The following is a 19,928-nucleotide window of genomic DNA, read 5'->3' as shown; positions in this document are numbered from 1 at the left end:
CGCCGCCCGCTGAGATCCGACACCCGTGGTTCGGGTGTCGACCTGTCTGGTCTATGCCCTCGAACGAGCGCCGCCATGCCACGGCATATGACGGCGCGCCGGTGAACTCCGTGTGACCTGCGGAGGATGCGCGGGGTGTTCAGCCGCCGTAGCGCCGGTGGCGGGCGGCGTAGTCGCGCATGGCGCGCAGGAAGTCGACCTTGCGGAAGGCCGGCCAGAACACGTCGCAGAAGTAGTACTCCGAGTGTGCGGTCTGCCAGAGCATGAATCCGGACAGCCGCTGCTCACCGCTGGTGCGGATGACGAGGTCCGGGTCGGGCTGGGCGCGGGTGTAGAGGTGACGCCCGATCATGTCGATGTCGACGGCCTCGGCGAGCTCGTCCATCGACGTGCCCTGTTCGTGGGCGTCCAGCAGCATGGACCGCACCGCGTCGGCGATCTCCTGGCGGCCGCCGTATCCGATGGCGACGTTGACCATTATCCCGTCGATGTCCGCGGTGGCCTGCTCGGCCTCCTTCAGGATGGTCTGCAGCCCGGACGGCAGCAGGTCGCGTGTGCCGACGTGATGGACCCGCCAGCGTCCGTCGGCGGCGAGGGTGCGCACCACGTCCTCGATGATGCCGAGGAGCGGGACGAGCTCCTCCTTCGGCCGGTCGAAGTTGTCCGTCGACAGCAGCCAGAGGGTGACGACCTCGACGTCCGTCTCGCTGCACCAGCCGAGGAACTCCCCGATCTTGTCCGCGCCGGCCCGGTGGCCGTGGACGGTGCTGGAACCCGCGGCCTTCGCCCAGCGGCGGTTGCCGTCCATGATGACGCCGATGTGCTTGGGCACCTGAGCGGTGTCCAGGTGACCTTCCACCCGGCGTGCGTACAGCCTGACCAGCAGGCCCCGCAGCTTGTCGCGCAGGTTCACGTGATCGTCAGCCCCTCCGTACGGATCGGACAGGCGCGGCGCTCCCCACCGCGTGGCGCGGCAAGCGGCCCGGTCTCGGCCGCGGGCGACCCCTGTCCGTATGGCGGTCCCCGAAGGCGAAGCGTACCCCTGACGGGGCGGAGGCCCCCAAAGCCCAGGGGGGAAGTCCGGGTGGTCGCGTTTGCCCGCCGTCCCGGACGGTCGCCCGTACCGCCGTCCCGTCGGGTGCTCGTCCCGCGTGCCCCGCGCCCCGCGCACTCTGGGGCCAAGAAAAAACGGGCCGGTCCGTGGGGGGGAGACGGACCGGCCCGAGGGGGGGTTTCCACCATAACCCTTCGTGAGGGATGCCGCGTACATCGGCGCGCCACAACTACTCTCCGAAACCGTCCGGCGACACGCGGACGACTCCGGAGGGCGCCGTTCCGGGACCCGAGGTGGCTGAAAACCGGCGGAATCGAGCGAAAATCGAGCGACGAGGGGGTTCTGTGCCGGATGTGGCACCACCCGCCGACCGGATGACCACACTTTCGGCCGTCCCTCCGACGGGTGACCCGGGCGCGGACACCGGATTGACCCGAAGGGACCGGACCGGGCACCGCGCAGCCCCCTCCGCTGCGCGGTACCGACGCCCCGCGCGGCTTTGCCGACGCGAATCACCTTGGTCCGAACCTATGTGATCCCCTGCTCCGCGGACCAGCCGCACCCCATAACGATGAGGAAACTCACGGACGCGGGGCGCGGTCGGCTCCGCCCTTGCGGGCGTGGAAGAGATGCCGGGTGCTGTGGGCCACGAAGGCCCCCTCGCGCTCGATCCGCTCGTGCAGGGCGCGCAGCCGCGGCAGATACGCCTCGACGGTGAAGCCGGGCACCATCCAGATCACCTTCCGCAGGAAGTGAACGACGGCGGCGATGTCGTAGAACTCCACGCGCAGCCGTTCGGCCCGCAGCTCGACGATCTCCAGCCCGGCGGCCTCGGCCGCGCGCCGCTCGCGGTCCGGATGCCGCGCCTCGCGCCGCTCTCCCGGCTGCGCCCCGAGGAAGTACTCGACGAGCTCGTAAACGCTGCCGGGCCCGACGTGCTGGGCGAAGTAGACACCACCGGGCTCGAGCACCCGCGCGATCTCCTCCCAGCGGGCCTCGACGGGATGCCGGCTGACGACGAGGTCGAAGGCCCCGTCCGCGAAGGGCAGCGGCGCGTCCTCGGGTGAGGCGACGACGGCGACACCGCGCGGCCGGAGCAGGGCGGTGGCCTTGGCCAGGTTGGGCGGCCAGCCCTCGGTGGCGACGGCGAGCCGGGGTCGCCGGGGGGTGTTGGCGAGGGCGAAGTCCAGGACCTCCCCTCCCCCGGTCTGGATGTCGAGCACGGCGCCGGCCCCGCCCAGCCGGCCGGCCATCGCCTCGGCATACCTCCATGAGGGCCGGGCCTCGCTGGCCCGCCCCTCGAACCAGGAGAAGTCCCACCCCTCGGTGGGCACGGAGGCTCCTTCCGCGATCAGGTCGTCGAAGGTACGGCGGGCCGCCTTGTCCGTCATGCTCCGATCATGCACGCAGCGGCCTCCGCCTGTCCTCCGGCTTTACGGCACCGACGGCCGTACCTCCTCCGCCACGAACCGCACGAAACCCTCCGGGTCCGGTTCATCGCCGGCCGGCTACGGAATCACCGGGTCGGCCCCGGCCTCGGCAAGCCGCACGGTACGGGGCCCGGTGGCACCGGCGCCTTGGCGGCGCTGCCGTCGCCACTTCCTCAGGCGGACAGCGCCAGGGCCGTGGTGGCGGTCACCGCGAGGGCTGCGCGCAGGGTGGGGTGGCGGGTCACAGCCGGCTCCCGGTGGGGCGAGGCTCGGGGTCAGCGGTTGATGGCCTGGATTTCCTGGACTTCGACGTCCTGCGTCGCTCCGAACTCGCCGTCGGGGAGGTCGCCGCCCGCGCCGCCGGTGCCGGTCCAGTGGATCTCCCAGGTGACCGTCGCCTGGAGCGGGAACGTGCCGTCGCCCGAGGAGCGCAGGTACTTCACGCCACATGGAGGCGTCTTGTCCGCCTTGCCCTTCTCGTACTGCTCACCGATACGGCCGTCATTGATCTCGCAGACGCCCGAAGCCGGGTAGGTCTCCGCATCCGGCGTGCCCGGCTTGATCTCCAGTGAGACCGGCTCCGCCGTGGCCGTCGCCTCGAGTCCGATCTCCTCGACGGACGCGGTGACCGAGACCGGCTTGAACTCAGCGCCGTCCAGCCACGCCCACGTCGGGAGGTTCACCTTGGTGGCTTCCGCGGGGGCCAGCGTCACCTCGGTGCCCGGGACGCGGATCTCCGCGTAGGCGAGTTCGGCGAGGATTTCGGGGGTGATGGCGTTCTCGATGTTCGCGGGCGGCGCGTCGCCCGTGTCCACCCAGAAGTAGTCCTCGTCGCAGGAGTCCCAGCCCGGCGGGTAGCTCTTGTCCACGTACGAGCCCCACCAATAGCCTTCGCCGGACTTGTCCTTGTTGAAGCCCTTCTTCTCGTCGTCGGCGTTGTACTTCTCGCGTTGCTTGGCGTCCCACTCGTAGCCCGTCGAGCCGGCTTCCCAGATCGGTTCCAGGTGCTTCTGCAGTTGCTCGGGGGTGTACTTGGGGGCGTACCAGCAGGGGGGCGGACTCCACGACGTGGACGAGGTCAATGCCCCAGCGGAGTCGCCGCTGCCGTTCTTCGAGTGGTCGAAGACGACGCCGCCGACGGTGACGGAAAGGTTCCCTTCGTCGTCGGCGTGGGCACTCTGGTCCGTCTGATTGGCATTTCCGTTTTCGTCACGACCAGCATAAGCCGCGTGTGAAGCAAATAGGCAAGCGCACGCGAGCGTGAGGACCGTGATGGTCCTCGCCGATTTCTTTACGGCTGACACGCCTTGCTCCCCCTGTCCGAGACGACGTCGGTGGTCTGCCAAATTCCATCGGAGTTCTCGGTCAGACTCGTGTTGTACAGGACGTATGACCTCTCCGTGGCCGGCGACCTGTCAACCTCTCCCGTCTTCTTGTTCTTGATGTACGACTCACTCTCGTCGGAGCAGTAGGTGACGTAGGCCTTCTGCTCACCCGAAAGTGTCACCTTGTACTTGAAGTAACGAGTCTCACCGACCCACGTCTCGCCATCGTCGATGTACTTCTGCACGTAAGTGATGTACGAACTCAAGGCTTTGTCCTTGATGTAGAAGCCCAGAGCCTCGGTTCCCGTGTCAGCCTCGAAAATCGCTTCGTCCACGGCGTTGACGGTGAGCGTACTGTCGGCGAGCGCCGCGTCCTTCGCCGCGTCGCCCGTCTTCTGGTACTCGAAGACGTTCTTCGCGTCGGAAGGGAACGTGATCTTCGGACGTCCGCCGGAGTCCGACGGGCTGAGGCTCGGGGAGGGTGACTTCTCACCGCCGGTGTCCGCGCCCGCGATCTTGTCGTTGTCCTTTGTCGGGCTGTCGTCGTCGCTTCCGCATGCGGACAGCGTCAGGGCCGCGGTGGCGGTCAGCGCGAGCGCTGCGAGCAGGGTGGGGCGGCGAGTCACAGTCGGCTCCCAATGGGGCGAGGCTTGGCTTCAGCGAAGTCCAAAGCTATCCGGTGCGTAAGTCGAGGCACCAGAGCGAACGGAGTCAACTTGCGGGGTTCCGCGGTTCCGTGAGCGGGTGGTCGGTGATCAGGACCGTGAGGATCAACGGGGCGTCGCCGTCGGACTGTTGAGGGAGAGGGCGGCCCAGCGGGGGGGACGGGAGGGTGGGTGGCAGCGGGCCCCAGAGCGTCAGGTCGCCGTAGCAGTCCTTGGCGGAGAGGGTGTGGAAGGGTTCGGGGAACCCTTCGCCGGAGCCGCGTCGGAGCAGGAGGGCTCGCATGCTCAGCGTGCGATGGGGGCTCCAGTGGGCGTCCAGGTGTGCAGTCAGTGCGGCCAGGTGCGGCCCAACCGAGCCTCGCTCCGTCAGCCGGAGCGATCGGGCGGTGAGCGGCAGGCCATCGGTTCAAACTCGGCCGGCATTCGGACGAGTTCGTGGCCATGTCACCTTTCTGTGACAGCGATGTCGTGGAACGACGGCGGTGGCATCCCTTTGGCTCGCAGACCCCTCATAGTGATCAAGCAAGCACCGAGAAGCCGAAACCGCTTCGGCCTCAACCAGCTGATTCTCAAGGGGATTTCATGTCCGGCAACCGTCGCAAGGCCTTCCTCGTCTCCGCAGCCCTCGTGGGCGGCGCCATGCTGATGACCGCCTGCCAGGACACGGACGCGGCCACGGACACCGGAGCCGCGAACGGTTCTTCGTCCGCCGCCTCGACCGGCGGTACGGCGGCCCCGTCGTCCGGCTCGGAGGCCGCGGGCAGCGGTCAGGGCACCGACGAGGGCACCGGCACGACGGGCACGGGAACCGAGGACGGGGCCGGCTCCGGCGTCGACACCGGTAACGGGAAGCGGACGGCGGTCGAGCAGACCTGCGGCGCCAACGACATCTCCTGGAGCACCAAGTCGGAGACCCAGGCCGGCGGATACATCCTGATCATGGCGAAGGCGAAGCCGGGGATCACCTGCTACCTGCCCGCCGCGCTGCCGGTCGTGGCGTTCGGATCCGACGGCACCGAGGCGGGTCCCGCGGAGCAGTCCGTCGGTGAGCAGGTCAAGCTGAGCGGGAGCACCACCGCCTACGCCGGGGTGAACCCGAAGACCACCAACGGAGACGGTGGCAAGGAACTGGACAGCATCATCGTCGCCGTCGGTGACGCCGACCCCAACCCGGTCTCCCTGCCGGTCGACACCATCACCGTCGAGGACCCGATCGTCACCAACTGGCACACCTCCCCGGCGGACGCCGTTCCCTTCGCCTGAACGACGTTGTCAGTCCGGCCCACTAGGGTCCTGGATCACAGTCACCATCGCGTGGCGATGTTCACTGACGTACCGTCATGATCTGGAGCTGACATGGGTTTTGAAGTCACCTACGCCGACTTTTCCGTCGATCCGGCTCGGCTGGCCAACGCCGATGTCAGGTACCAGCGGGCCCGGTTCGCCGGGTCGCACGTGGCGTTGAGCGCGGGCGGGAGTGTGACGCTGGACTTCGAGGTGGAGGACCCGGAGGACGTCCCCCAGGTGACGCTCACCGTCACGGCCCTCGTCTCCAAGCTCGGCTCCGACCTCGGGTACGCGCCGATGGACGTCCTGGTCCAGGGGGAGGTCGTGGCCGAGGACCTCACCGTGCCCGGTGGCGGCGACCTTCCGCAGGACAACGTCTTCGCCGTGCCGGGGCGTCTGCTGAAGCCCGGCACCAACACCCTGGAGATACGCTCCTCGGCCAAGTCCGGCAGCATGCTCTGGCTCTACCGGATCACCCTGGACCCCGTCTGGGAGCGTGGCCGCTCCGAGCGCGCGCGGGTCGCCGAGGCCGCCCGGGACTCGGTCTTCGCCTACCGTACGGAGCTCCGCCCCGCCCACTCCTCCTCCGCCTCCTGGCAGGCGGCCCCGCGGCTGCTCTTCCACATCGACCGGGACGAGCACTCCCTGCCCGCACAGCTCGGCTGGCACGGCGAGGACGGCGCCGAGGCCGCCATCAGTTTCCAGTCGAACATGTCCGACTTCCACGGCGTGTACCGCGCCGCGGACGGTACGGCGTACGAGTACCGGGGGCGGCTCACCGACCGCCGGCCGTTCTCGGACGACACCCGGAACCTCTCGGCGTCCCCCCTGCACCGCTTCCACACGGAGGAGGGGTGGGGCGGCAGCTGGCACACCTCGCACGAACTGCGGCTGCTGGTCGACGACGGCGGGGCGCCCGTCGAGCGGTTCACCTGGCGCGACCAGCGGGGCAACTCCGGAGTGGCCGTGCTGCACACCGCCGCCGCCGAGGTCGAGGTGACCGCTGTCGAGGCGAGCGGCGAGTTCGACGAAGGGGGCGAGGGGGCCGACAACCTCCTCGAGGAGCGGCGCAGCAAGTGGCTGACGTTCGAGGAGACCGCCCACCTCGACTTCACCCTCGCCCGCCCCACCGCCGTCGCCTCGTACTCCCTGACGTCGGCGAACGACTTCGACGAACGCGACCCCCGCGACTGGACCCTCCTCGGCTCCCACGACGGCCACACGTGGACGCCGCTGGACACGCGCGGCGGTGAGAAGTTCACCGAGCGGTTCCAGACCCGCGAGTTCCACCTCCGTTCCCACGCCCAGGCCTACCGCCACTACCGCCTCGACATCACCCGCAACTCCGGCGGGTCCGAGGTCCAGCTCGCCCGGGTCCGGTTCGCGGAAGCCCCCGCCGGGCAGGCGTTCACCGGCTACTACCAGCGCTGGAACGAGGGTCCCATCGGCTACCGCGGCACACCGGTCGCCGCCGCGTCCGCCGCCCTTCCCGCCGCTCCCCGCGTCGCCTCGGAGCTCCAGGCCGCCGTCGCGAGCCTGTCCGAGACCGCCCAGACCCTCGCCGCCCTGGCCGCGCAACTCCGCACGTACTGATGCCGAGGGGCCTGCGGAGATACGTTCGGGGCGGACGGTTCGTCGGTCGGTGATCGGTGGTCGAGGGGGTCGGTCGGAATGGCGCGTTGGCGGGACGGACGTGGGGAGTTGACCGTCGTACGGGGGGAGGGTGAGGGGGTGCCGGTGCGCGTCCCCCTGGAGATCGCCACCTCCTACCGGGCCCGTACCAAAGGGCTGCTCGGGCGTGACTCCCTCGACGGGGCCCTGCTGCTCTCGCCCGCCAACAGCGTGCACACCTTCCGTATGCGCATACCCATCGACGTCGCCTACCTCGACCGGCGGCTCCGTGTCATCGCCGTACGCACCATGCCGCCGGGGCGGCTCGGTCTGCCCCGGCTCCGGGCACGGCATGTGCTCGAAGCCGAGGCCGGGGCGATGGAGGGGTGGGGGCTGCGGGTCGGGGCCCGGGTGGAAGTGGGCCTTTAGGACGCCGCCTCCGGGCACGTCCGCGCGCCCTCCCTGGGCAGGACCGCCCCGAGGACACGCCGCCGGCGTGCCCGCGGCCCCGGCTCAGCTTGCCGTGCGCGGGAACGTGATCTCGACCCTGCGGTTCTTCTTGCGGCCGGCCTCCGTGGAGTTGTCGGCGATCGGGTACTGCTCGCCGTAACCGCGTACCTCGTAGGTGATGTCCGCGTCGCTCAGCTCCTGGCCCAGGACGGCCTGTACGGCGTTGGCGCGCCGGCGGGACAGGACGTCGCCGTGCGCGGACGAGCCCAGGTTGTCGGTGAAGCCGAAGACGCGGACCTTCGTCGCGTTCTGCGTCTTGATCTCGCCCGCGATCGTGGCGATACGGGCCTTCGCCTCCGCGCCGAGCTTCGCGCTGTCCTTGTCGAACAACACCTCGGCCTGGAGCGCGAACGTCACGTCGGAGTTGGTGTCCTCGCGGCGCTCGTCACCGCTCTTGTCCTCCACGATCTGCTTGATGTCGAGGACCTTGGGTTCGGTGAGGGTGGCGCCCTCCGGGAGCTTGAGGTCCGGGTCATTGGGGTCGATTTCCACGGGTGCGGACGCGGACGCCTCGGTTCCCGGTGGAACGCTGGGGCCGTCGTCCGCGTGGGCCGGTGCCGCGCCGTACAGGTTGACGGTGACCATGACCGTGGCGGCCGAGAGGACCAGGGCGAGGCGGGGCTGCGCCAGGCGGGTCGGGGTACGAGTCATGGCCGGCCTCACCCGGAGATCTTGATCGTGCCGCTGGAGAACGTCGGCACCTGCAAGGTCACATCTGCCGTGTCGGCCGGCGGGGCGGGGAACTGCATGAAGACAGGAAGGGCCTGACCTGCGCTGAGGGTGGTGAGACCCGTCGTCGTCAGCGGTCGGCCGTCCGTGTCTCGCAACACGTAATAGCGTTTCTTTCCCTTCGAGTCCACGAGGGTGGCACCACCGAGCGACGGACCGTGGCTGACGACCTCGGTCTCGTCACCGCTCATCTGAGGTGGGACGGCCACTGATTCCGCGCCGTCGTTCTTGAGGTTGCCGCTCACGGTGATGAAGCCGCCGGAATCCCGTACGGCAGAGGTGACCTGGAGAAGCAGTCCGTCCGTACCCTTGAGCTCGGCCAGTGGAGTCTCCGCCTGCCCCTCCTGAGCGCTCGGCTGCGATCCACCGTCCTTGGAAGCGGATGACGAAGGCTTCGGTTTCTCATCGTCGCCACCACCGCCGCCACAGCCCGCCATTCCGAGGGCCAGGCCGGCCACAGCGGTCAACGCGACCATCCCCCTGCGCGCCTTGGCAGTGATCCGAATACTCATCTTTCCGCTTCCTTCACCACTCGTCGTCACTTGTCAGTTGGCCAGGTGGACTTCGAACAGGTCCTCGGGCTGGGGAAGGAGTTCGGCGGGGCCCTTCGGGTCCAGTTCCCACGTCGTTCCATCGCAGTCGAGGGCGGGCAGCACATCGTCTCCGGCGTCCTCGGCCGGAAGCTCGAACCCGCAGCGGGACTCGATCACGGCGGTGGCGGACGCGTTGGACCTGCGTGCCTCCGTGCCGGGGACGATGGACTTCCCCACGGACTTGGTGGTCTCGACCTCGACCGTGTAGCCCAGCAATCCGTCGGGACCGCAGCTCAGAATGTCGGCGTCGTTCCGCGCCGCGAGTTCCTCCGCCCGCCAGCACGACGGAGAGAGCCCTTCCGCGTCACCGTCGAAAACGTCCTGCCACTTGGTCGGATCGAGCAGGTCCCGCAACCACGCACCGGCAAGCTGGTCCCGCCTGTCCTGAGCTGCCGCGAGTGCCGCCGCGTCAGCGGCGGTCTGCGCACCGTTCCGATTCGCCGCGGCCTGGCCGACCGCGAAGTACGCCAACGCGAGAAAGAGCAGGCCCCCCACCACCGTGATGTAGATGGGGAAGGCCTGCCCTGCGTCTCCGTACCGGCGGAATCGCGTCAAGGAGCGACCTTGGCGATCTGCGCGTTGATCTTGCCGAGGATGGTCTGACCGATGCTGGTGCCGGTGATCGCGAGCACGATCAGCACGACCACCGCGATGATGCCCAGGTACTCGACCGCGGTCTGCCCCTTGTCGGCGTTGCGGCGCCGCATGGCCTCGACCGTCGTGTTCTTCCAGCCGTTGACCCGGACCTTGGTCGCGACGGCGGTCTTCATCATCAGGTCGCTCATGGTGTTCCCCTCCGGCTGACACAACAGCGGCCCGCTTCGCGGGGCCGCTTTCGGCATCCGCACCGTACGGGCGGGAGCCCTGCCCGCCGGAGGGTCCCAGGGCCCAATCCCGGGCCCACTTCCTCGTCGTCCTCGCCGTCACCGGAGGTCACCCCGCCCCTCGGCCCGAACCCGGTGCCGTACCGAGCCACTTCGCCGCGGCCTCGGAACGGCTCGTGCTGTGGAGCTTCGCGAAGATGCGGTTGATGTGGTTCTTGACCGTCTTCTCGCTGATGAAGCACATGGCGGCGATCTGCTGGTTGTTCATGCCGGATGCGATGAGGTCCATGATCTCCGCCTCCCTCGCGCTCAGTTGGTACCCCGACCTGTCGGGAGCGGCCGGGCGGCCGCCTGTCCACCCAGACGACGATCGTGCCATATCCGGTTGCAGTTGCGAAAGGTTTTCCGCAGAAGTAGGCGGGGGCGGGATGCGGGACAGGCCGAGTCCGTTTGTGGTGGCGTTAGTTGTGCGTGTATTACCCAGCCCCTCCGGCAGCGGCCTCGCCGGTCGTGGGTCCTGACGCAGTTGCGAGAGCAACGCTCCTGCCGCTGTGGGGGTGAAGTGGGGCTTGCCCTCCCTGATGTCGCGGATTGCCGACACCAGTTGGTCCACCGTGAACTCGCCGTGGACCAGGTAGCCGCCCGCTCCCCTGCGCAGCGCCTCCTGGACGATCTCCGACTCCCCGCTGTACGTCAGCATCACCACGGGTGCGATCCGTACCAGGTACGGGAGCGCCGAGATGCCGTCCACGCCGGGCATGCGGACGTCCAGGAGGACCACGTCGGGGCGATGCGTGTGGGCCGCCTCGTAGGCCTCCCGGCCGTCGGCCGCCTCCGCCACCACCGTGATGTCCTCGCGTCCGGTGAGGAGGGCGGTCAGGCCGGCGCGGACCACCGGGTTGTCGTCGGCCACCACCACCCGGAGCGGGGCCGGGGGCGGGACGTTCGCGAAGGGGTTCGGTGGTGTCTTCACGGGGTGGCCTCCGTGGGGGTCGTCACGGCCGCCAGGGGCAGTTCCAGGCGGACTTCGGTGCCTTGCGTGTGCGCGCCCCGGCCTATGCGGATGCGGGCGCCGACCGAGGCCGCCCGCTCGACCATGCCGACGAGACCGAAGTGGCCGGCGCGGCGGAGCTGTTCGAGGTCGGTGCCGGGCGGGATGCCGGTGCCGTCGTCGTACACGCTGATGCGGAGCAGGTCGCCGTGGACGCCGGCGTGGACGTCGACCTTGGTCGGTCGCGCGTGGCGGTGGGCGTTCTCCATGGCCTCCGAGGCGATCGTGAGGAGCTGGCGGGCCACGGCGGGCGGGACGGGCGGGACCGTGTGCTCGCCGGTGGGGCGGTAGGTCGCGGGGACGCCGGTGCGGGTGGTGAAGTCGCGGGTACGGGCGGCCAGTTCGACCAGTACGTCCGTGCCCTGGCCGGGGTCCGACTCCCTGCGCAGGTCCGCCAGGAGTTCGCGGGACTCGGCGGCGGCTCTGCGGGCCGAGCGGGCCACCAGTTCCGCCTGCTGTTTCACCAGGGCCGGGTCCAGGTGCGGGGCGCCCGCCGTGCCGGCCAGGCCGTCCGCCGCCAGGGCCACCCCGTGCAGGGTCTTGGCCACCGAGTCGTGCATCTCGCGGGCCAGGCGGGCCCGTTCGGCGCTGACCGCTTCCGTGACGGCCAGGCGGGCCTGGACCGTGGTGAGGGCCTGGGTCGCCGTGCCCAGACGGAGCATGAGGTTGCGGAGGCTGGAGCCGACCGCGCCCGCGATCACGCAGAGGCCGGGGAGGAGGAGTGATTCCGCCGGGTCCGTCCGGGGATTGTCCAGGGCCGCGTACACCAGGAGGAGGATCAGGCCCTGGAGGGAGGCGAAGACCGCCGCGCCGCGCCAGCCGTAGATCAGGCCCGCGAGGAGGGGGGTGCAGACGCTGACGTAGGCGAGGGTGGTGCCGGGGCCCGCCGAGATCAGGAGCAGGGCTCCGAAGAGGGTGTCCGCCGCGAGGAGCGTGGGGTGGCGGAGGAGGAGGGGGCCGAAGCGTTCCCAGTCCCTGAAGAGGACGTAGGAGGCCATGAAAGTGACCACCACCGCCATGCCGACGAGGCGGGTGCTCCAGCCGGGGGCGGCGTTGAGGAGGGCGGAGGGGGTCGCCAGCGCGATCATCGCCAGGCGGAAACCGAATGCCTGCCGGCACAGGGCCTGGAGGGCGTTGATCTGGATCTGGACGTCCGGGCGCGGTGCGGATGCCGGTGCCGGTGCCGGTGCGGGTGCGGGTGCGGATGCGGGTGCGGGTAGTGGGGGGTGCATCCGGCCTTCGGCCGGATGGGGGTTCCCACCCGCACCACCCGTGCGGCTTTCGTCGTCGGGTGCGGGTGGCCCCTGTGGGGGACCAGCACCATCGGCGGCTGACGCTCCGTGGTCCTGCGAGGGCTGAGCGGCCTCCGCGGCCGGTGGTTCGGGCAGCCGTGGCTGTGTGTCCCCCACCGGTTCCCAGCCCGGTGGCAGTGCCGGGGTCACCGATGTCACCGGGATGTCCGGGGCGCCCGTCCGCGCACAGGGCGGAAGGACCGTACCCGTCGGCGGGGTGGTGATCTCCGACGGCCTGGCCGCGCGGCGGAACAGCCCCGTGCGTTCCCTGGTCGTCGTCATCACCCCCTGTCCTCTGCCCTACTCGCCCGTGACCGCGCCGAAGTCGATGCCGGAACCGAGGATCAGACCGGCGCCGAGGAGGATCATCGTGGCCGGGACCATGAACGTGGTGATCATCATGGTGGCCTTCGGGACCGCGCGGGCCGCCTTGCGGCGGGCGTTCTGGGAGTCCGTACGGCGCATGTCCTTCGCCAGGGACACCAGCGTGTCCACGATCGGCGCCCCCAGCTCCTCGCCCTGCTGCAACGCCGTGACGAACATCGCCACCTGCTCCGAGTCGTTGCGGCGGCGCAGTTCCGCGAACGCCTGCCTGCGGCTCATACCCAGGTCCATCTGACGCAGGGTGATACGGAGTTCGTCCGCCCACGGGCCCTCGTACTTCGACGACACCCGGTCCAGGGCCTGCCGGAAGCCCAGGCCCGCGCTCACCACCACCGCCAGCACGTCCAGGAAGTCCGGCAGCGTCCGCTCGATGACGTCCCTGCGGACGCGGATCGCCGACCAGATGCCGACCTCCGTCCAGAACGCGCCGAAGGCCAGGAGCAGCAGGGCCATGAAGAGCTGGCCGCGCATCAGGAACACCAGGAAGCCGACGACGCCCAGGAAGCCGTACACCGCGCGGCGGGCGGCGTAGCGGTCGATGGTCAGACCGCCGGGGTTGCCCGCCAGGTCGATCTTGCGGCGGTACTTGGCGACCTGCTTGGGGCCCATGAGGCGCAGCACGGCGGGGGCGTAGCGCATGCCCATGCGGTCGACGAGGGAGTCGACCGCGCCCGTGCGGGTGGCGCCGACCTCCAGGGCCAGGGCCAGGTCGCCGGGGAGTTTCGCCTCCGCCCGGTACATGCGGACGCCGGCGAAGACGCCGTAGACGGCGAGGCCCATCAGGAGGGCCAGCAGAAGTGCCATGTCGGTCGGCCTCCTCGCCGCTCAGACGTCGATGCGGGACAGGCGGCGGATGAGGACGAAGCCGATGGCGTACAGGGCGAACGCGACGACCACCGCGGCCTGCCCGGCCGGAGAGCCGGTCATGCGGTCCAGGGCCCCGTCCTTCACCCCGTTCATCAGGAACAGCGAGCCGACGCCGAGCACGGGGACGGCGTACGACGTCATGCTGACCTGGGAGAGCTGTGTACGGACCTCCCGGCGGGTCTCCTTCCTCTCCTCCAGCGTCTCCGTCAGGTTCCGCAGGGCGCTCACCACCTGGCCGCCCGCCCGGTTGGACAGCACCAGGGTGGTGACCAGGACGACCAGCTCACGGGACGGAAGGCGGTCGGCGAGTTCGCCGAGGGCGTCGTCCATCGACGCGCCCACCGCCAGCTGGTTGGCGACCTTGGACAGTTCCTCGCCCGCCGGGGCCTCCAGCTCCTCCGCCGCCATGCCGATGGCCGTCCGGAGGGCCAGGCCGGCCTGGGTGGCGTTGGCGAGGATGCGGGCCAGTTCCGGGAGCTGGTTGATGAACTTCTCGATGCGTTTCTGCCGCTGCCAGTTGAGGAACTGCAGCGCCGCCCAGACGCCGAGCAGGCCGGCGATCGGGCCGAAGAAGGGGGCGAGGGTCGCCTGGCCGATGAGCCACAGGCCGGCGACCGTGGCCAGCATGCAGGCGAAGAACTCGCCGGGGGTGATGTCCAGGCCGGTGGCCGACAGGCGCAGTTCGAGCTTCTTGCCGAGCCGGGTGCGGCGCAGGCGGCGGTCCAGGGTGGGGAAGTGGCGCCGGCGGCCGGCGACGGGGATCCGGCCGGTGGCCGACAGCCGGTCCACCAGTGCCTGCCGCTGTGCCCTGCCGGTGGCGTACGACTGCACGCCGACGACCGCGAGGACGCAGGCCAGCAGCGTGACGCCGGTGGTCAGCGTGATCAGGTTCTGCAGCTCCATGGGGGCGGTTCCTACCTGGCTTCTCGGGTGGCGAGCTGGTCGTAGGACTGGGCGACGCCGAACGCCTGGGGGACGGGCTGGCTCGCCATGTAGAGGCGGTCGGCGGTGCGGCGCGGGAGGGGGTGGTGCTCGTAGACGCCGTGGACGCGGCCGTCGGCGGTCATGGGCTGTGCGCGGAAGCGGGCGACCGTGGTCAGCCGGTACGGCTCCGACGCGTGGCTCTCCAGCAGGGCGACCTCGGTGATGCGGCGGGCGCCGTCGGCGAAGCGGGTGAGCTGGACGATGACGTCGACGGCGCTGTTGATCTGGTCGTGGAGCGCCACGAAGGGGATCTCCACGTCCGACATGGAGGCGAGGGTCTGGAGCCGCATCAGGGCGTCCTCGGCGCTGTTGGCGTGGACGGTGGCGAGGGAGCCGTCGTGGCCCGTCGACATCGCCTGGAGCATGTCCAGGGACTCGCCGCCGCGGACCTCACCGACGACGATGCGGTCGGGGCGCATACGGAGGGAGTTGCGGACCAGGTCGCGGATGGTGACCTGGCCCTTGCCCTCGACGTTCGGCGGGCGGGACTCCAGGCGGATGACGTGCGGCTGCTGGAGCTGGAGTTCGGCGGAGTCCTCGATGGTGATGATGCGTTCACGCTCGGGGATCAGGCCGGAGAGGGCGTTGAGGAGGGTCGTCTTCCCGGTGCCCGTCGCGCCGGACACGATGACGTTGAAGCGGGCCTGCACCAGGCCGGCCAGCAGGTACAGCATGTGCTCGTTCAGGGAACCGAGGCCGATCAGTTCCTGGAGGGTGAAGGAGCGGGGGAAGCGGCGGATGGTGAGGGTGGCGCCGGTCAGGGAGAGCGGCGGGATGATGACGTTGACGCGCTCGCCGGAGGGGAGGCGGGCGTCGACCATGGGATTCGACTCGTCGACGCGGCGGTTGACGGTGGAGACGATGCGTTCGATCGTCTGCATGAGCTGGTCGTTGGAGGCGAAGCGGAGCGGGAGCTGTTCGACGCGGCCGCCGCGCTCGACGAAGATGGCGTCCGGGCCGTTCACCATGATCTCGGTGATGGACGCGTCCTCCAGCAGGGGTTCCAGGATGCCGAGGCCCAGGGCCTCGTCGACGACCCGGCGGATCAGCTGGGAGCGCTCGACGGTCGACAGGACCGGGCCCTCGCGGCTGATGATGTGGCCGAGGACGCGTTCCAGCCGGGCCCGGCGCTCGGCCGCCGCCAGCGAACTCATCTCCGCGAGGTCGATCTCCTCCAGGAGCTTGGCGCGGTAGGAGGCGACCAGGTGGCCGTCCTCGCCCCGGCCGGCCGTCTCCTCGGGGGAGTTGATGCGTGCCCGCAGGCTCATGGGTCGCTCGCTCCTCAGTGGTCTCGCGGCATCGTGGCGGACTTGCGGGCGGGGCCGAAGTCCCAGCCCGGCACGATCGAGGGGATGTCGACCGTGGCGGTGACGGTGATCTCGTCGCCTCCCGGATAGCCCTCGCAGGAGGTGCCGTCGGCGAGCCAGGTGCTGACGGCGTCCCTGCAGGTGTAGCCGTACGCCTCGCCCAGTGACGCGCTGCGCGCTCCCGCGCGGGCCGCCGTGCCGGCCTGCTGGGCGGTGTAGGCGACCAGGCCGAGCTGTACGGCGGCCATGGCGACGATGAGCAGGACCGGGAGGAAGCCGAGGTACTCGATGGCGACCTGGCCGCGGTCGCGGGCGCGGAGCCGGTGTGCGGGCGGCTCGCAGGGCTCGTACGACATGTCAGTCCGTCTCCTCCTCGACCGCGCCCGCGTGTCCCTCCACGTCGAGGGGGAGGGAGACGGCGCCGGGGAAGAGGAGGGGGACGTCCAGCCTCACGTCGGCGGTGACGAAGCCGCCCGAGGTCGTGCAGTTCACGGTCGCTCCCCCCGCCCACGCTCCCGACAGCTTGTCCAGCCCTGCCGCCCGGCAGGCGCCCTGGCGTGCGCCCGGTGCCGCCGCCGTGGCCGCCCGTACGGCCTCGTCCGCAGCATTCCCCGCGAGTGTGAACGCGTACCCCACCAGGACGAGCTGCCACAGCACCACCAGCGTCACGAGGATCGTGGGGGTCATGCCGAGGAACTCGATGGTCACCTGGCCCCGGTCACGCGCGGGTGATGCCGCTTTCATGGTCATCCCCCTCCGTCCCTGCGCCGCCGGAAGCTCACCGACCCCCGGTCGCCGCGCGGCCGGCCGCCCTTGCGGGCGCCCTCGGCGGCCTTGACCAGGCCGAGTTCGCCGGCCAGGCCCCACAGGGCCTGCTTCACCGTGCTCTTGTTCTCCAGTTCGTGGACGCGGCCGGCGTCCACGACGGCCTGCAGTTCCTTGAAGTGGGCGGGGATCGCGGTGGCCGCGACCGCGGTGCCGGTGATCTTCCGGATGAGCGGGGGCTGGATCTCCGTGGACCGGGTGTGCCGGTTGACGACCACGGTGGTCTCCTCGGCCTTGCGGATCTGCAGCCGGTCCCACATCCGCACCGCCCGCTTCGCGCCCCGTACGGCGACCACGTCGGGGGTGGTGACCAGCAGGGCCGTGTCGGCCATCTCCACCGCCGCCGCGCCGGCGCCGCCGAGCTGGGCGCCGCAGTCGATGACGACGACCTCGTAGCGGGAGCGCAGGGCGCTGACGATCTGCCGGGTGGCGCGGTCGGTGACGTCCTCGCCGCGTTCGCCCTCGCCGGGGGCGAGCAGCAGGGCGAGGCCGGTGTCGTGGCGGAAGACGGCGTCGGCGAGGACGCGCGGGGAGATGTCGCCCACGGCGGCGAGGTCGACGACGGAGCGGCGGAACTGGACGTCCAGGTAGGCGGCGACGTCGCCGGTCTGGAGGTCCATGTCGACGAGGGCGGTGGTGCGGCCGGAGGCCTGGGCGGCGAGGGCGAGCTGGATGGCGGTCAGGGTCGTGCCGACGCCGCCCTTGGCGCCGCTGACGGTGACGACGGTGCCGCCGGCACCGGTGAAGACGTCGCCGCCGGAGCCGAGGTGGCGTCGTACGCCGGCGGACCACTGGGCGACGGCCTGGACGCGGCTGGCGAGTTCCTCGTAGCCGAGCGGGAGGGCGACCAGGCCGCGGGCGCCGTAGTCCATGGCGGCCTGGAAGAGGCCGGGGCTCGCGTCGGAGGTGACGAGGATGACGCCGGCGGCGGGGAAGCGCAGGGCGACTTCGCGGATCAGTTCCAGGGCGGGGACGGGGCCGATCCGCTCGTGCACGACCACGACCTCGGGCAGCTCGTCGACGGACTCGGCGGCCAGGCGGGCGAGGGTGTCGATGAGCTGGGTGGAGTCGGTCACCGGGGCGACCGGTTCGGCGTCCGGGAGCTGGCTGAGCAGGGTGATGAGGGACCGGACCGCGTCCGCGTCGCCGACTGCCGGCAGGATCCTCGTGGGCATGCGGGCCTCTCACTTGTCCTTCGCGAGTTCGTACGTCCGCTGTGAGTCCGGGACGGTGCCGTCGGTTCCGGGTGCGACCAGCGCGAGGCGGACCCGCCGGGCGAACGACTCGGCGTAGGTGATGCGCTGGGCGTCGGCGGCGGACAGCGCGAAGGTGATCGGGACGGCGTCGGTGGGCTCCCGGCCGCGGTCGTTCTCGTCGGGCCGGAGGGCGGTGATCTTGCCGACGTCGAGGACCTTGGCGTTGGTCACGATGATCCTGGACTGGTCGGGGTCGCCCTCGCGTTCGCCCTCGAAGGTGGCGTAGACGTTGACCGAGGAGCCCGGTGTGATCTTGCCGGCGACGCCGGTGGCCGCGTCGATCATGATGGCGACCTCCTGCTGTCCCGGCTGCAGGGCGGGCTGGTTCACGATCATGTCGCTCTGCAGCAGGGAGCCCTCCCGCAGATCGGTCACGGCGATCTTGCCCCGGATCTCGTCCAGGTCGGTGACGGCGTTCTTCGACAGCCACCGCTCGGGCATCTCGATCTTCTCGAACTGGCCCGTGCTGAGGGGGGTGTAGGGCGCCACGTTCGTCTTCAGCCGGTACGCGGTGACCTCGGGGCCGACCTTGGACTCCACGTCGTCGATGACGGAGAGGACGCCGGCGAACGCGCCGAGGGCGCACAGGACCGACAGGAGCAGGAGTATCACGCCGCGGCGCTGACGGGAGTTCATGAACCGTGCAACCTCATCGGGGATATCGGTCGAGCGGACTCGGGCGGGGGTCTGCGGTGGTCGGGCGGGGTCAGGTACGGCCCCGGGTGAGGGCCGGCGTGCCCTCGGGGGCGGGTGGTACGGCGGAGCAGAACACGCACCGGTCGCCGATGACGTCGATGCCGCACCAGTGGCAGACGCCGCGCCGTACGGAGGTGACGAGCTGGTACAGGACGGACAGGTCGGGCAGGTAGGTGCAGAACTCGATGACCTTGCCGGTTCCCCACCAGTCGGGGGACTCGGCGGGGAGCGGTGTCTCGCGCAGGCCCTGGACCTTCCAGGAGGGGGCCAGGGTGGTGGTGACCCAGTCGGACTGGAGGTGGCCCTTGGCGACGAGCATCCAGGTGCCGAACTCGGGTCCGGCGAGGGAGGCTTCGGGGCCGAGGCGGACGAGTTGCGGCTGCGGGTGGGCGAGTACGGCGAACTGGCTGCCGGGCATCCAGGACTTCGCGTGCTGCCTCAGGTCGACGGGGACGCGGTCGAGGCGGGCGACGGAGCCGAGCAGGGCCCCGGAGTGGAGGTAGTGGATCAGCAGCCGGCCGGCGGAGGCGAGGACGCCGGGGCTGAGGTCGCAGGAGGCGAGCTGCCGTAACTGGCGGGCCAGGACGGCCAGTCCGAGCGGTGGCAGATCGGGGCGGAAGAGGGCTATCCGGTCGCTCTCCAGCAGGGAGCGCAGGGTGTGCAGGCGGCGCTGGACGGTGACGGGGGTGGCCCGGGAGCAGACGACGATGACGTGACCGTGGTGCTCGATGATCAATTGCAGTTCGGTCAGGACCTGTTCGAGCGGGCGGGTGTCGACGTCCCGCAGCACCACGGCGGGCAGGGTTCGTTCGTCCTGGGCCGGCAGCGCCATGTCGGCGCCGGTCACGGCGATGGCAGTTGGCACGCGCGGCTCCCCGTTCTCCCCCAGGCCCCTCGGCCCACCGGCCGTTACTCCGGTACACCCTGACGACTTCACTGCGTGACTACCTCAGCACTGTATCCGCGGGCCGGTGGCCGGAGAACAGCGATTGAGCAGCCGAACGGCAACCGTCGGCGCACAAGGTGCGCCAAAACGGGGCAGGTCGATCATCTCGCCGGTCTCGATCGGGCCTTACGGGTGGAGGTCCTGTGCATCGCCTTGACGCCGGATGATGCCGCGGGGCCGGTTCACTGGTCGTTTTTGGTCTGGACCTATTGACAACCGGATTGGTCTGGACCACCTTGTGCTGCACACGGTGGCCACCGTCGAGTCCCTCCTCCCCTCTCCCCCACCCTTC

At 70.4% G+C, this 19,928-nt stretch carries 22 protein-coding genes and 1 pseudogene; 3 read left to right on the top strand and 20 right to left on the bottom strand.

From position 1 onward, the window contains the following. Window positions 1–139 precede the first annotated feature (139 nt). The 6 genes and pseudogenes from IH50_RS0110960 to IH50_RS0110940 all read right to left on the bottom strand — a co-directional run bounded on the left by IH50_RS0110960 (window position 140) and on the right by IH50_RS0110940 (window position 4,757). Window positions 140–913, bottom strand: a complete 774-nt coding sequence (locus IH50_RS0110960) for an isoprenyl transferase (RefSeq protein WP_030859916.1) — start codon at window positions 911–913, stop codon at window positions 140–142. 722 nt (window positions 914–1,635) lie between these two features. Beyond that, the gene (locus tag IH50_RS0110955) at window positions 1,636–2,445 is read right to left on the bottom strand and encodes a class I SAM-dependent methyltransferase (RefSeq protein WP_037872264.1); all 810 of its coding nucleotides are present in this window, start codon (window positions 2,443–2,445) and stop codon (window positions 1,636–1,638) included. Between the two features lie 42 nt (window positions 2,446–2,487). Beyond that, window positions 2,488–2,628: pseudogene (locus tag IH50_RS42495) on the bottom strand (LLM class flavin-dependent oxidoreductase); the annotation flags it as partial. Between the two features lie 131 nt (window positions 2,629–2,759). Then, window positions 2,760–3,758, bottom strand: a complete 999-nt coding sequence (locus tag IH50_RS0110950) for a hypothetical protein (protein WP_051767276.1) — start codon at window positions 3,756–3,758, stop codon at window positions 2,760–2,762. 17 nt (window positions 3,759–3,775) lie between these two features. Then, a complete protein-coding gene (locus IH50_RS0110945) occupies window positions 3,776–4,435 on the bottom strand; it encodes a hypothetical protein (RefSeq protein WP_030859911.1) in 660 nt (219 codons plus the stop codon). 85 nt (window positions 4,436–4,520) lie between these two features. Then, entirely contained in the window at window positions 4,521–4,757 is a 237-nt protein-coding gene (locus IH50_RS0110940; RefSeq protein WP_051767258.1) for a hypothetical protein, read from the bottom strand. 299 nt (window positions 4,758–5,056) lie between these two features. Between IH50_RS0110940 and IH50_RS0110935 the strand changes: the two genes are divergently transcribed. The 3 genes from IH50_RS0110935 (at window position 5,057) to IH50_RS0110925 (ending at window position 7,801) form a co-directional block, all read left to right on the top strand. Further along, complete coding sequence (locus IH50_RS0110935; RefSeq protein ID WP_030859908.1) at window positions 5,057–5,737, top strand: DUF4232 domain-containing protein; 681 nt, start codon at window positions 5,057–5,059, stop codon at window positions 5,735–5,737. 93 nt (window positions 5,738–5,830) lie between these two features. Further along, window positions 5,831–7,354, top strand: a complete 1,524-nt coding sequence (locus tag IH50_RS0110930) for a hypothetical protein (protein ID WP_030859906.1) — start codon at window positions 5,831–5,833, stop codon at window positions 7,352–7,354. Between the two features lie 78 nt (window positions 7,355–7,432). Beyond that, window positions 7,433–7,801 (top strand): DUF192 domain-containing protein, encoded by a 369-nt coding sequence (locus IH50_RS0110925; RefSeq protein WP_030859904.1) that lies wholly within the window; start codon window positions 7,433–7,435, stop codon window positions 7,799–7,801. An 84-nt stretch (window positions 7,802–7,885) separates the two neighbouring features. Here IH50_RS0110925 and IH50_RS0110920 read toward each other — a convergent pair whose 3' ends face one another. The 14 genes from IH50_RS0110920 to IH50_RS0110855 all read right to left on the bottom strand — a co-directional run bounded on the left by IH50_RS0110920 (window position 7,886) and on the right by IH50_RS0110855 (window position 19,537). After that, the gene (locus IH50_RS0110920; protein WP_030859902.1) at window positions 7,886–8,533 is read right to left on the bottom strand and encodes an OmpA family protein; all 648 of its coding nucleotides are present in this window, start codon (window positions 8,531–8,533) and stop codon (window positions 7,886–7,888) included. 8 nt (window positions 8,534–8,541) lie between these two features. Beyond that, the gene (locus tag IH50_RS0110915) at window positions 8,542–9,123 is read right to left on the bottom strand and encodes a hypothetical protein (protein ID WP_030859900.1); all 582 of its coding nucleotides are present in this window, start codon (window positions 9,121–9,123) and stop codon (window positions 8,542–8,544) included. Window positions 9,124–9,156: 33 nt separating this feature from the next. Beyond that, window positions 9,157–9,759: a pilus assembly protein TadG-related protein gene (locus IH50_RS0110910; RefSeq protein ID WP_030859898.1), complete on the bottom strand. Its 603-nt coding sequence runs from the start codon at window positions 9,757–9,759 to the stop codon at window positions 9,157–9,159. Continuing rightward, complete coding sequence (locus IH50_RS37585) at window positions 9,756–9,989, bottom strand: hypothetical protein (RefSeq protein ID WP_030859896.1); 234 nt, start codon at window positions 9,987–9,989, stop codon at window positions 9,756–9,758. Before IH50_RS37585 ends, IH50_RS0110910 begins: the two co-directional genes overlap by 4 nt. Before the next feature lie 148 nt (window positions 9,990–10,137). Further along, complete coding sequence (locus IH50_RS0110900) at window positions 10,138–11,001, bottom strand: response regulator (RefSeq protein WP_030859893.1); 864 nt, start codon at window positions 10,999–11,001, stop codon at window positions 10,138–10,140. Continuing rightward, a complete protein-coding gene (locus tag IH50_RS0110895; protein WP_030859891.1) occupies window positions 10,998–12,653 on the bottom strand; it encodes a sensor histidine kinase in 1,656 nt (551 codons plus the stop codon). Before IH50_RS0110895 ends, IH50_RS0110900 begins: the two co-directional genes overlap by 4 nt. Window positions 12,654–12,671: 18 nt before the next feature. Continuing rightward, window positions 12,672–13,559, bottom strand: coding sequence for a DUF5936 domain-containing protein (locus IH50_RS0110890; RefSeq protein ID WP_030859889.1), 888 nt, complete (start codon window positions 13,557–13,559; stop codon window positions 12,672–12,674). Between the two features lie 21 nt (window positions 13,560–13,580). Next, window positions 13,581–14,525 carry a type II secretion system F family protein gene (locus tag IH50_RS0110885; protein ID WP_030859888.1) on the bottom strand — a complete coding sequence of 315 codons (945 nt, stop codon included), beginning with the start codon at window positions 14,523–14,525 and terminating at the stop codon, window positions 13,581–13,583. A gap of 11 nt (window positions 14,526–14,536) precedes the next feature. Further along, a complete protein-coding gene (locus tag IH50_RS0110880) occupies window positions 14,537–15,874 on the bottom strand; it encodes a CpaF family protein (protein WP_030859886.1) in 1,338 nt (445 codons plus the stop codon). A gap of 14 nt (window positions 15,875–15,888) precedes the next feature. Beyond that, window positions 15,889–16,269: a TadE/TadG family type IV pilus assembly protein gene (locus IH50_RS0110875; RefSeq protein ID WP_030859884.1), complete on the bottom strand. Its 381-nt coding sequence runs from the start codon at window positions 16,267–16,269 to the stop codon at window positions 15,889–15,891. Window position 16,270: 1 nt separating this feature from the next. Next, a complete protein-coding gene (locus IH50_RS0110870; protein WP_420709047.1) occupies window positions 16,271–16,657 on the bottom strand; it encodes a pilus assembly protein in 387 nt (128 codons plus the stop codon). Between the two features lie 2 nt (window positions 16,658–16,659). Then, the gene (locus IH50_RS0110865) at window positions 16,660–17,913 is read right to left on the bottom strand and encodes an AAA family ATPase (RefSeq protein WP_030859880.1); all 1,254 of its coding nucleotides are present in this window, start codon (window positions 17,911–17,913) and stop codon (window positions 16,660–16,662) included. Window positions 17,914–17,922: 9 nt separating this feature from the next. Further along, complete coding sequence (gene cpaB, locus IH50_RS0110860) at window positions 17,923–18,630, bottom strand: Flp pilus assembly protein CpaB (protein ID WP_030859878.1); 708 nt, start codon at window positions 18,628–18,630, stop codon at window positions 17,923–17,925. A gap of 70 nt (window positions 18,631–18,700) precedes the next feature. Further along, a complete protein-coding gene (locus tag IH50_RS0110855; RefSeq protein ID WP_030859876.1) occupies window positions 18,701–19,537 on the bottom strand; it encodes a hypothetical protein in 837 nt (278 codons plus the stop codon). Between the last annotated feature and the right edge of the window lie 391 nt (window positions 19,538–19,928).

The sequence above is a fragment of the Streptomyces sp. NRRL S-37 genome (assembly GCF_000721605.1).
GTDB lineage: Bacteria > Actinomycetota > Actinomycetes > Streptomycetales > Streptomycetaceae > Streptomyces.
This window is presented reverse-complemented; position numbering and strand designations above follow the sequence as displayed.

What these genes read in the sequence shown, in the direction of transcription:
- IH50_RS0110935 (WP_030859908.1), top strand. Translation starts at nt 5,057, where the DNA reads ATGTCCGGCAACCGTCGCAAGGCCTTCCTCGTCTCCGCAGCCCTCGTG.
- cpaB (WP_030859878.1), bottom strand. Translation starts at nt 18,630, where the DNA reads ATGAACTCCCGTCAGCGCCGCGGCGTGATACTCCTGCTCCTGTCGGTC.
- IH50_RS0110940 (WP_051767258.1), bottom strand. Translation starts at nt 4,757, where the DNA reads ATGCGAGCCCTCCTGCTCCGACGCGGCTCCGGCGAAGGGTTCCCCGAA.
- IH50_RS0110890 (WP_030859889.1), bottom strand. Translation starts at nt 13,559, where the DNA reads ATGGCACTTCTGCTGGCCCTCCTGATGGGCCTCGCCGTCTACGGCGTC.
- IH50_RS0110920 (WP_030859902.1), bottom strand. Translation starts at nt 8,533, where the DNA reads ATGACTCGTACCCCGACCCGCCTGGCGCAGCCCCGCCTCGCCCTGGTC.
- IH50_RS0110885 (WP_030859888.1), bottom strand. Translation starts at nt 14,525, where the DNA reads ATGGAGCTGCAGAACCTGATCACGCTGACCACCGGCGTCACGCTGCTG.
- IH50_RS0110880 (WP_030859886.1), bottom strand. Translation starts at nt 15,874, where the DNA reads ATGAGCCTGCGGGCACGCATCAACTCCCCCGAGGAGACGGCCGGCCGG.
- IH50_RS0110915 (WP_030859900.1), bottom strand. Translation starts at nt 9,123, where the DNA reads ATGAGTATTCGGATCACTGCCAAGGCGCGCAGGGGGATGGTCGCGTTG.
- IH50_RS0110930 (WP_030859906.1), top strand. Translation starts at nt 5,831, where the DNA reads ATGGGTTTTGAAGTCACCTACGCCGACTTTTCCGTCGATCCGGCTCGG.
- IH50_RS0110865 (WP_030859880.1), bottom strand. Translation starts at nt 17,913, where the DNA reads ATGCCCACGAGGATCCTGCCGGCAGTCGGCGACGCGGACGCGGTCCGG.
- IH50_RS0110895 (WP_030859891.1), bottom strand. Translation starts at nt 12,653, where the DNA reads ATGACGACGACCAGGGAACGCACGGGGCTGTTCCGCCGCGCGGCCAGG.
- IH50_RS0110875 (WP_030859884.1), bottom strand. Translation starts at nt 16,269, where the DNA reads ATGTCGTACGAGCCCTGCGAGCCGCCCGCACACCGGCTCCGCGCCCGC.
- IH50_RS37585 (WP_030859896.1), bottom strand. Translation starts at nt 9,989, where the DNA reads ATGAGCGACCTGATGATGAAGACCGCCGTCGCGACCAAGGTCCGGGTC.
- IH50_RS0110955 (WP_037872264.1), bottom strand. Translation starts at nt 2,445, where the DNA reads ATGACGGACAAGGCGGCCCGCCGTACCTTCGACGACCTGATCGCGGAA.
- IH50_RS0110925 (WP_030859904.1), top strand. Translation starts at nt 7,433, where the DNA reads ATGGCGCGTTGGCGGGACGGACGTGGGGAGTTGACCGTCGTACGGGGG.
- IH50_RS0110870 (WP_420709047.1), bottom strand. Translation starts at nt 16,657, where the DNA reads ATGAAAGCGGCATCACCCGCGCGTGACCGGGGCCAGGTGACCATCGAG.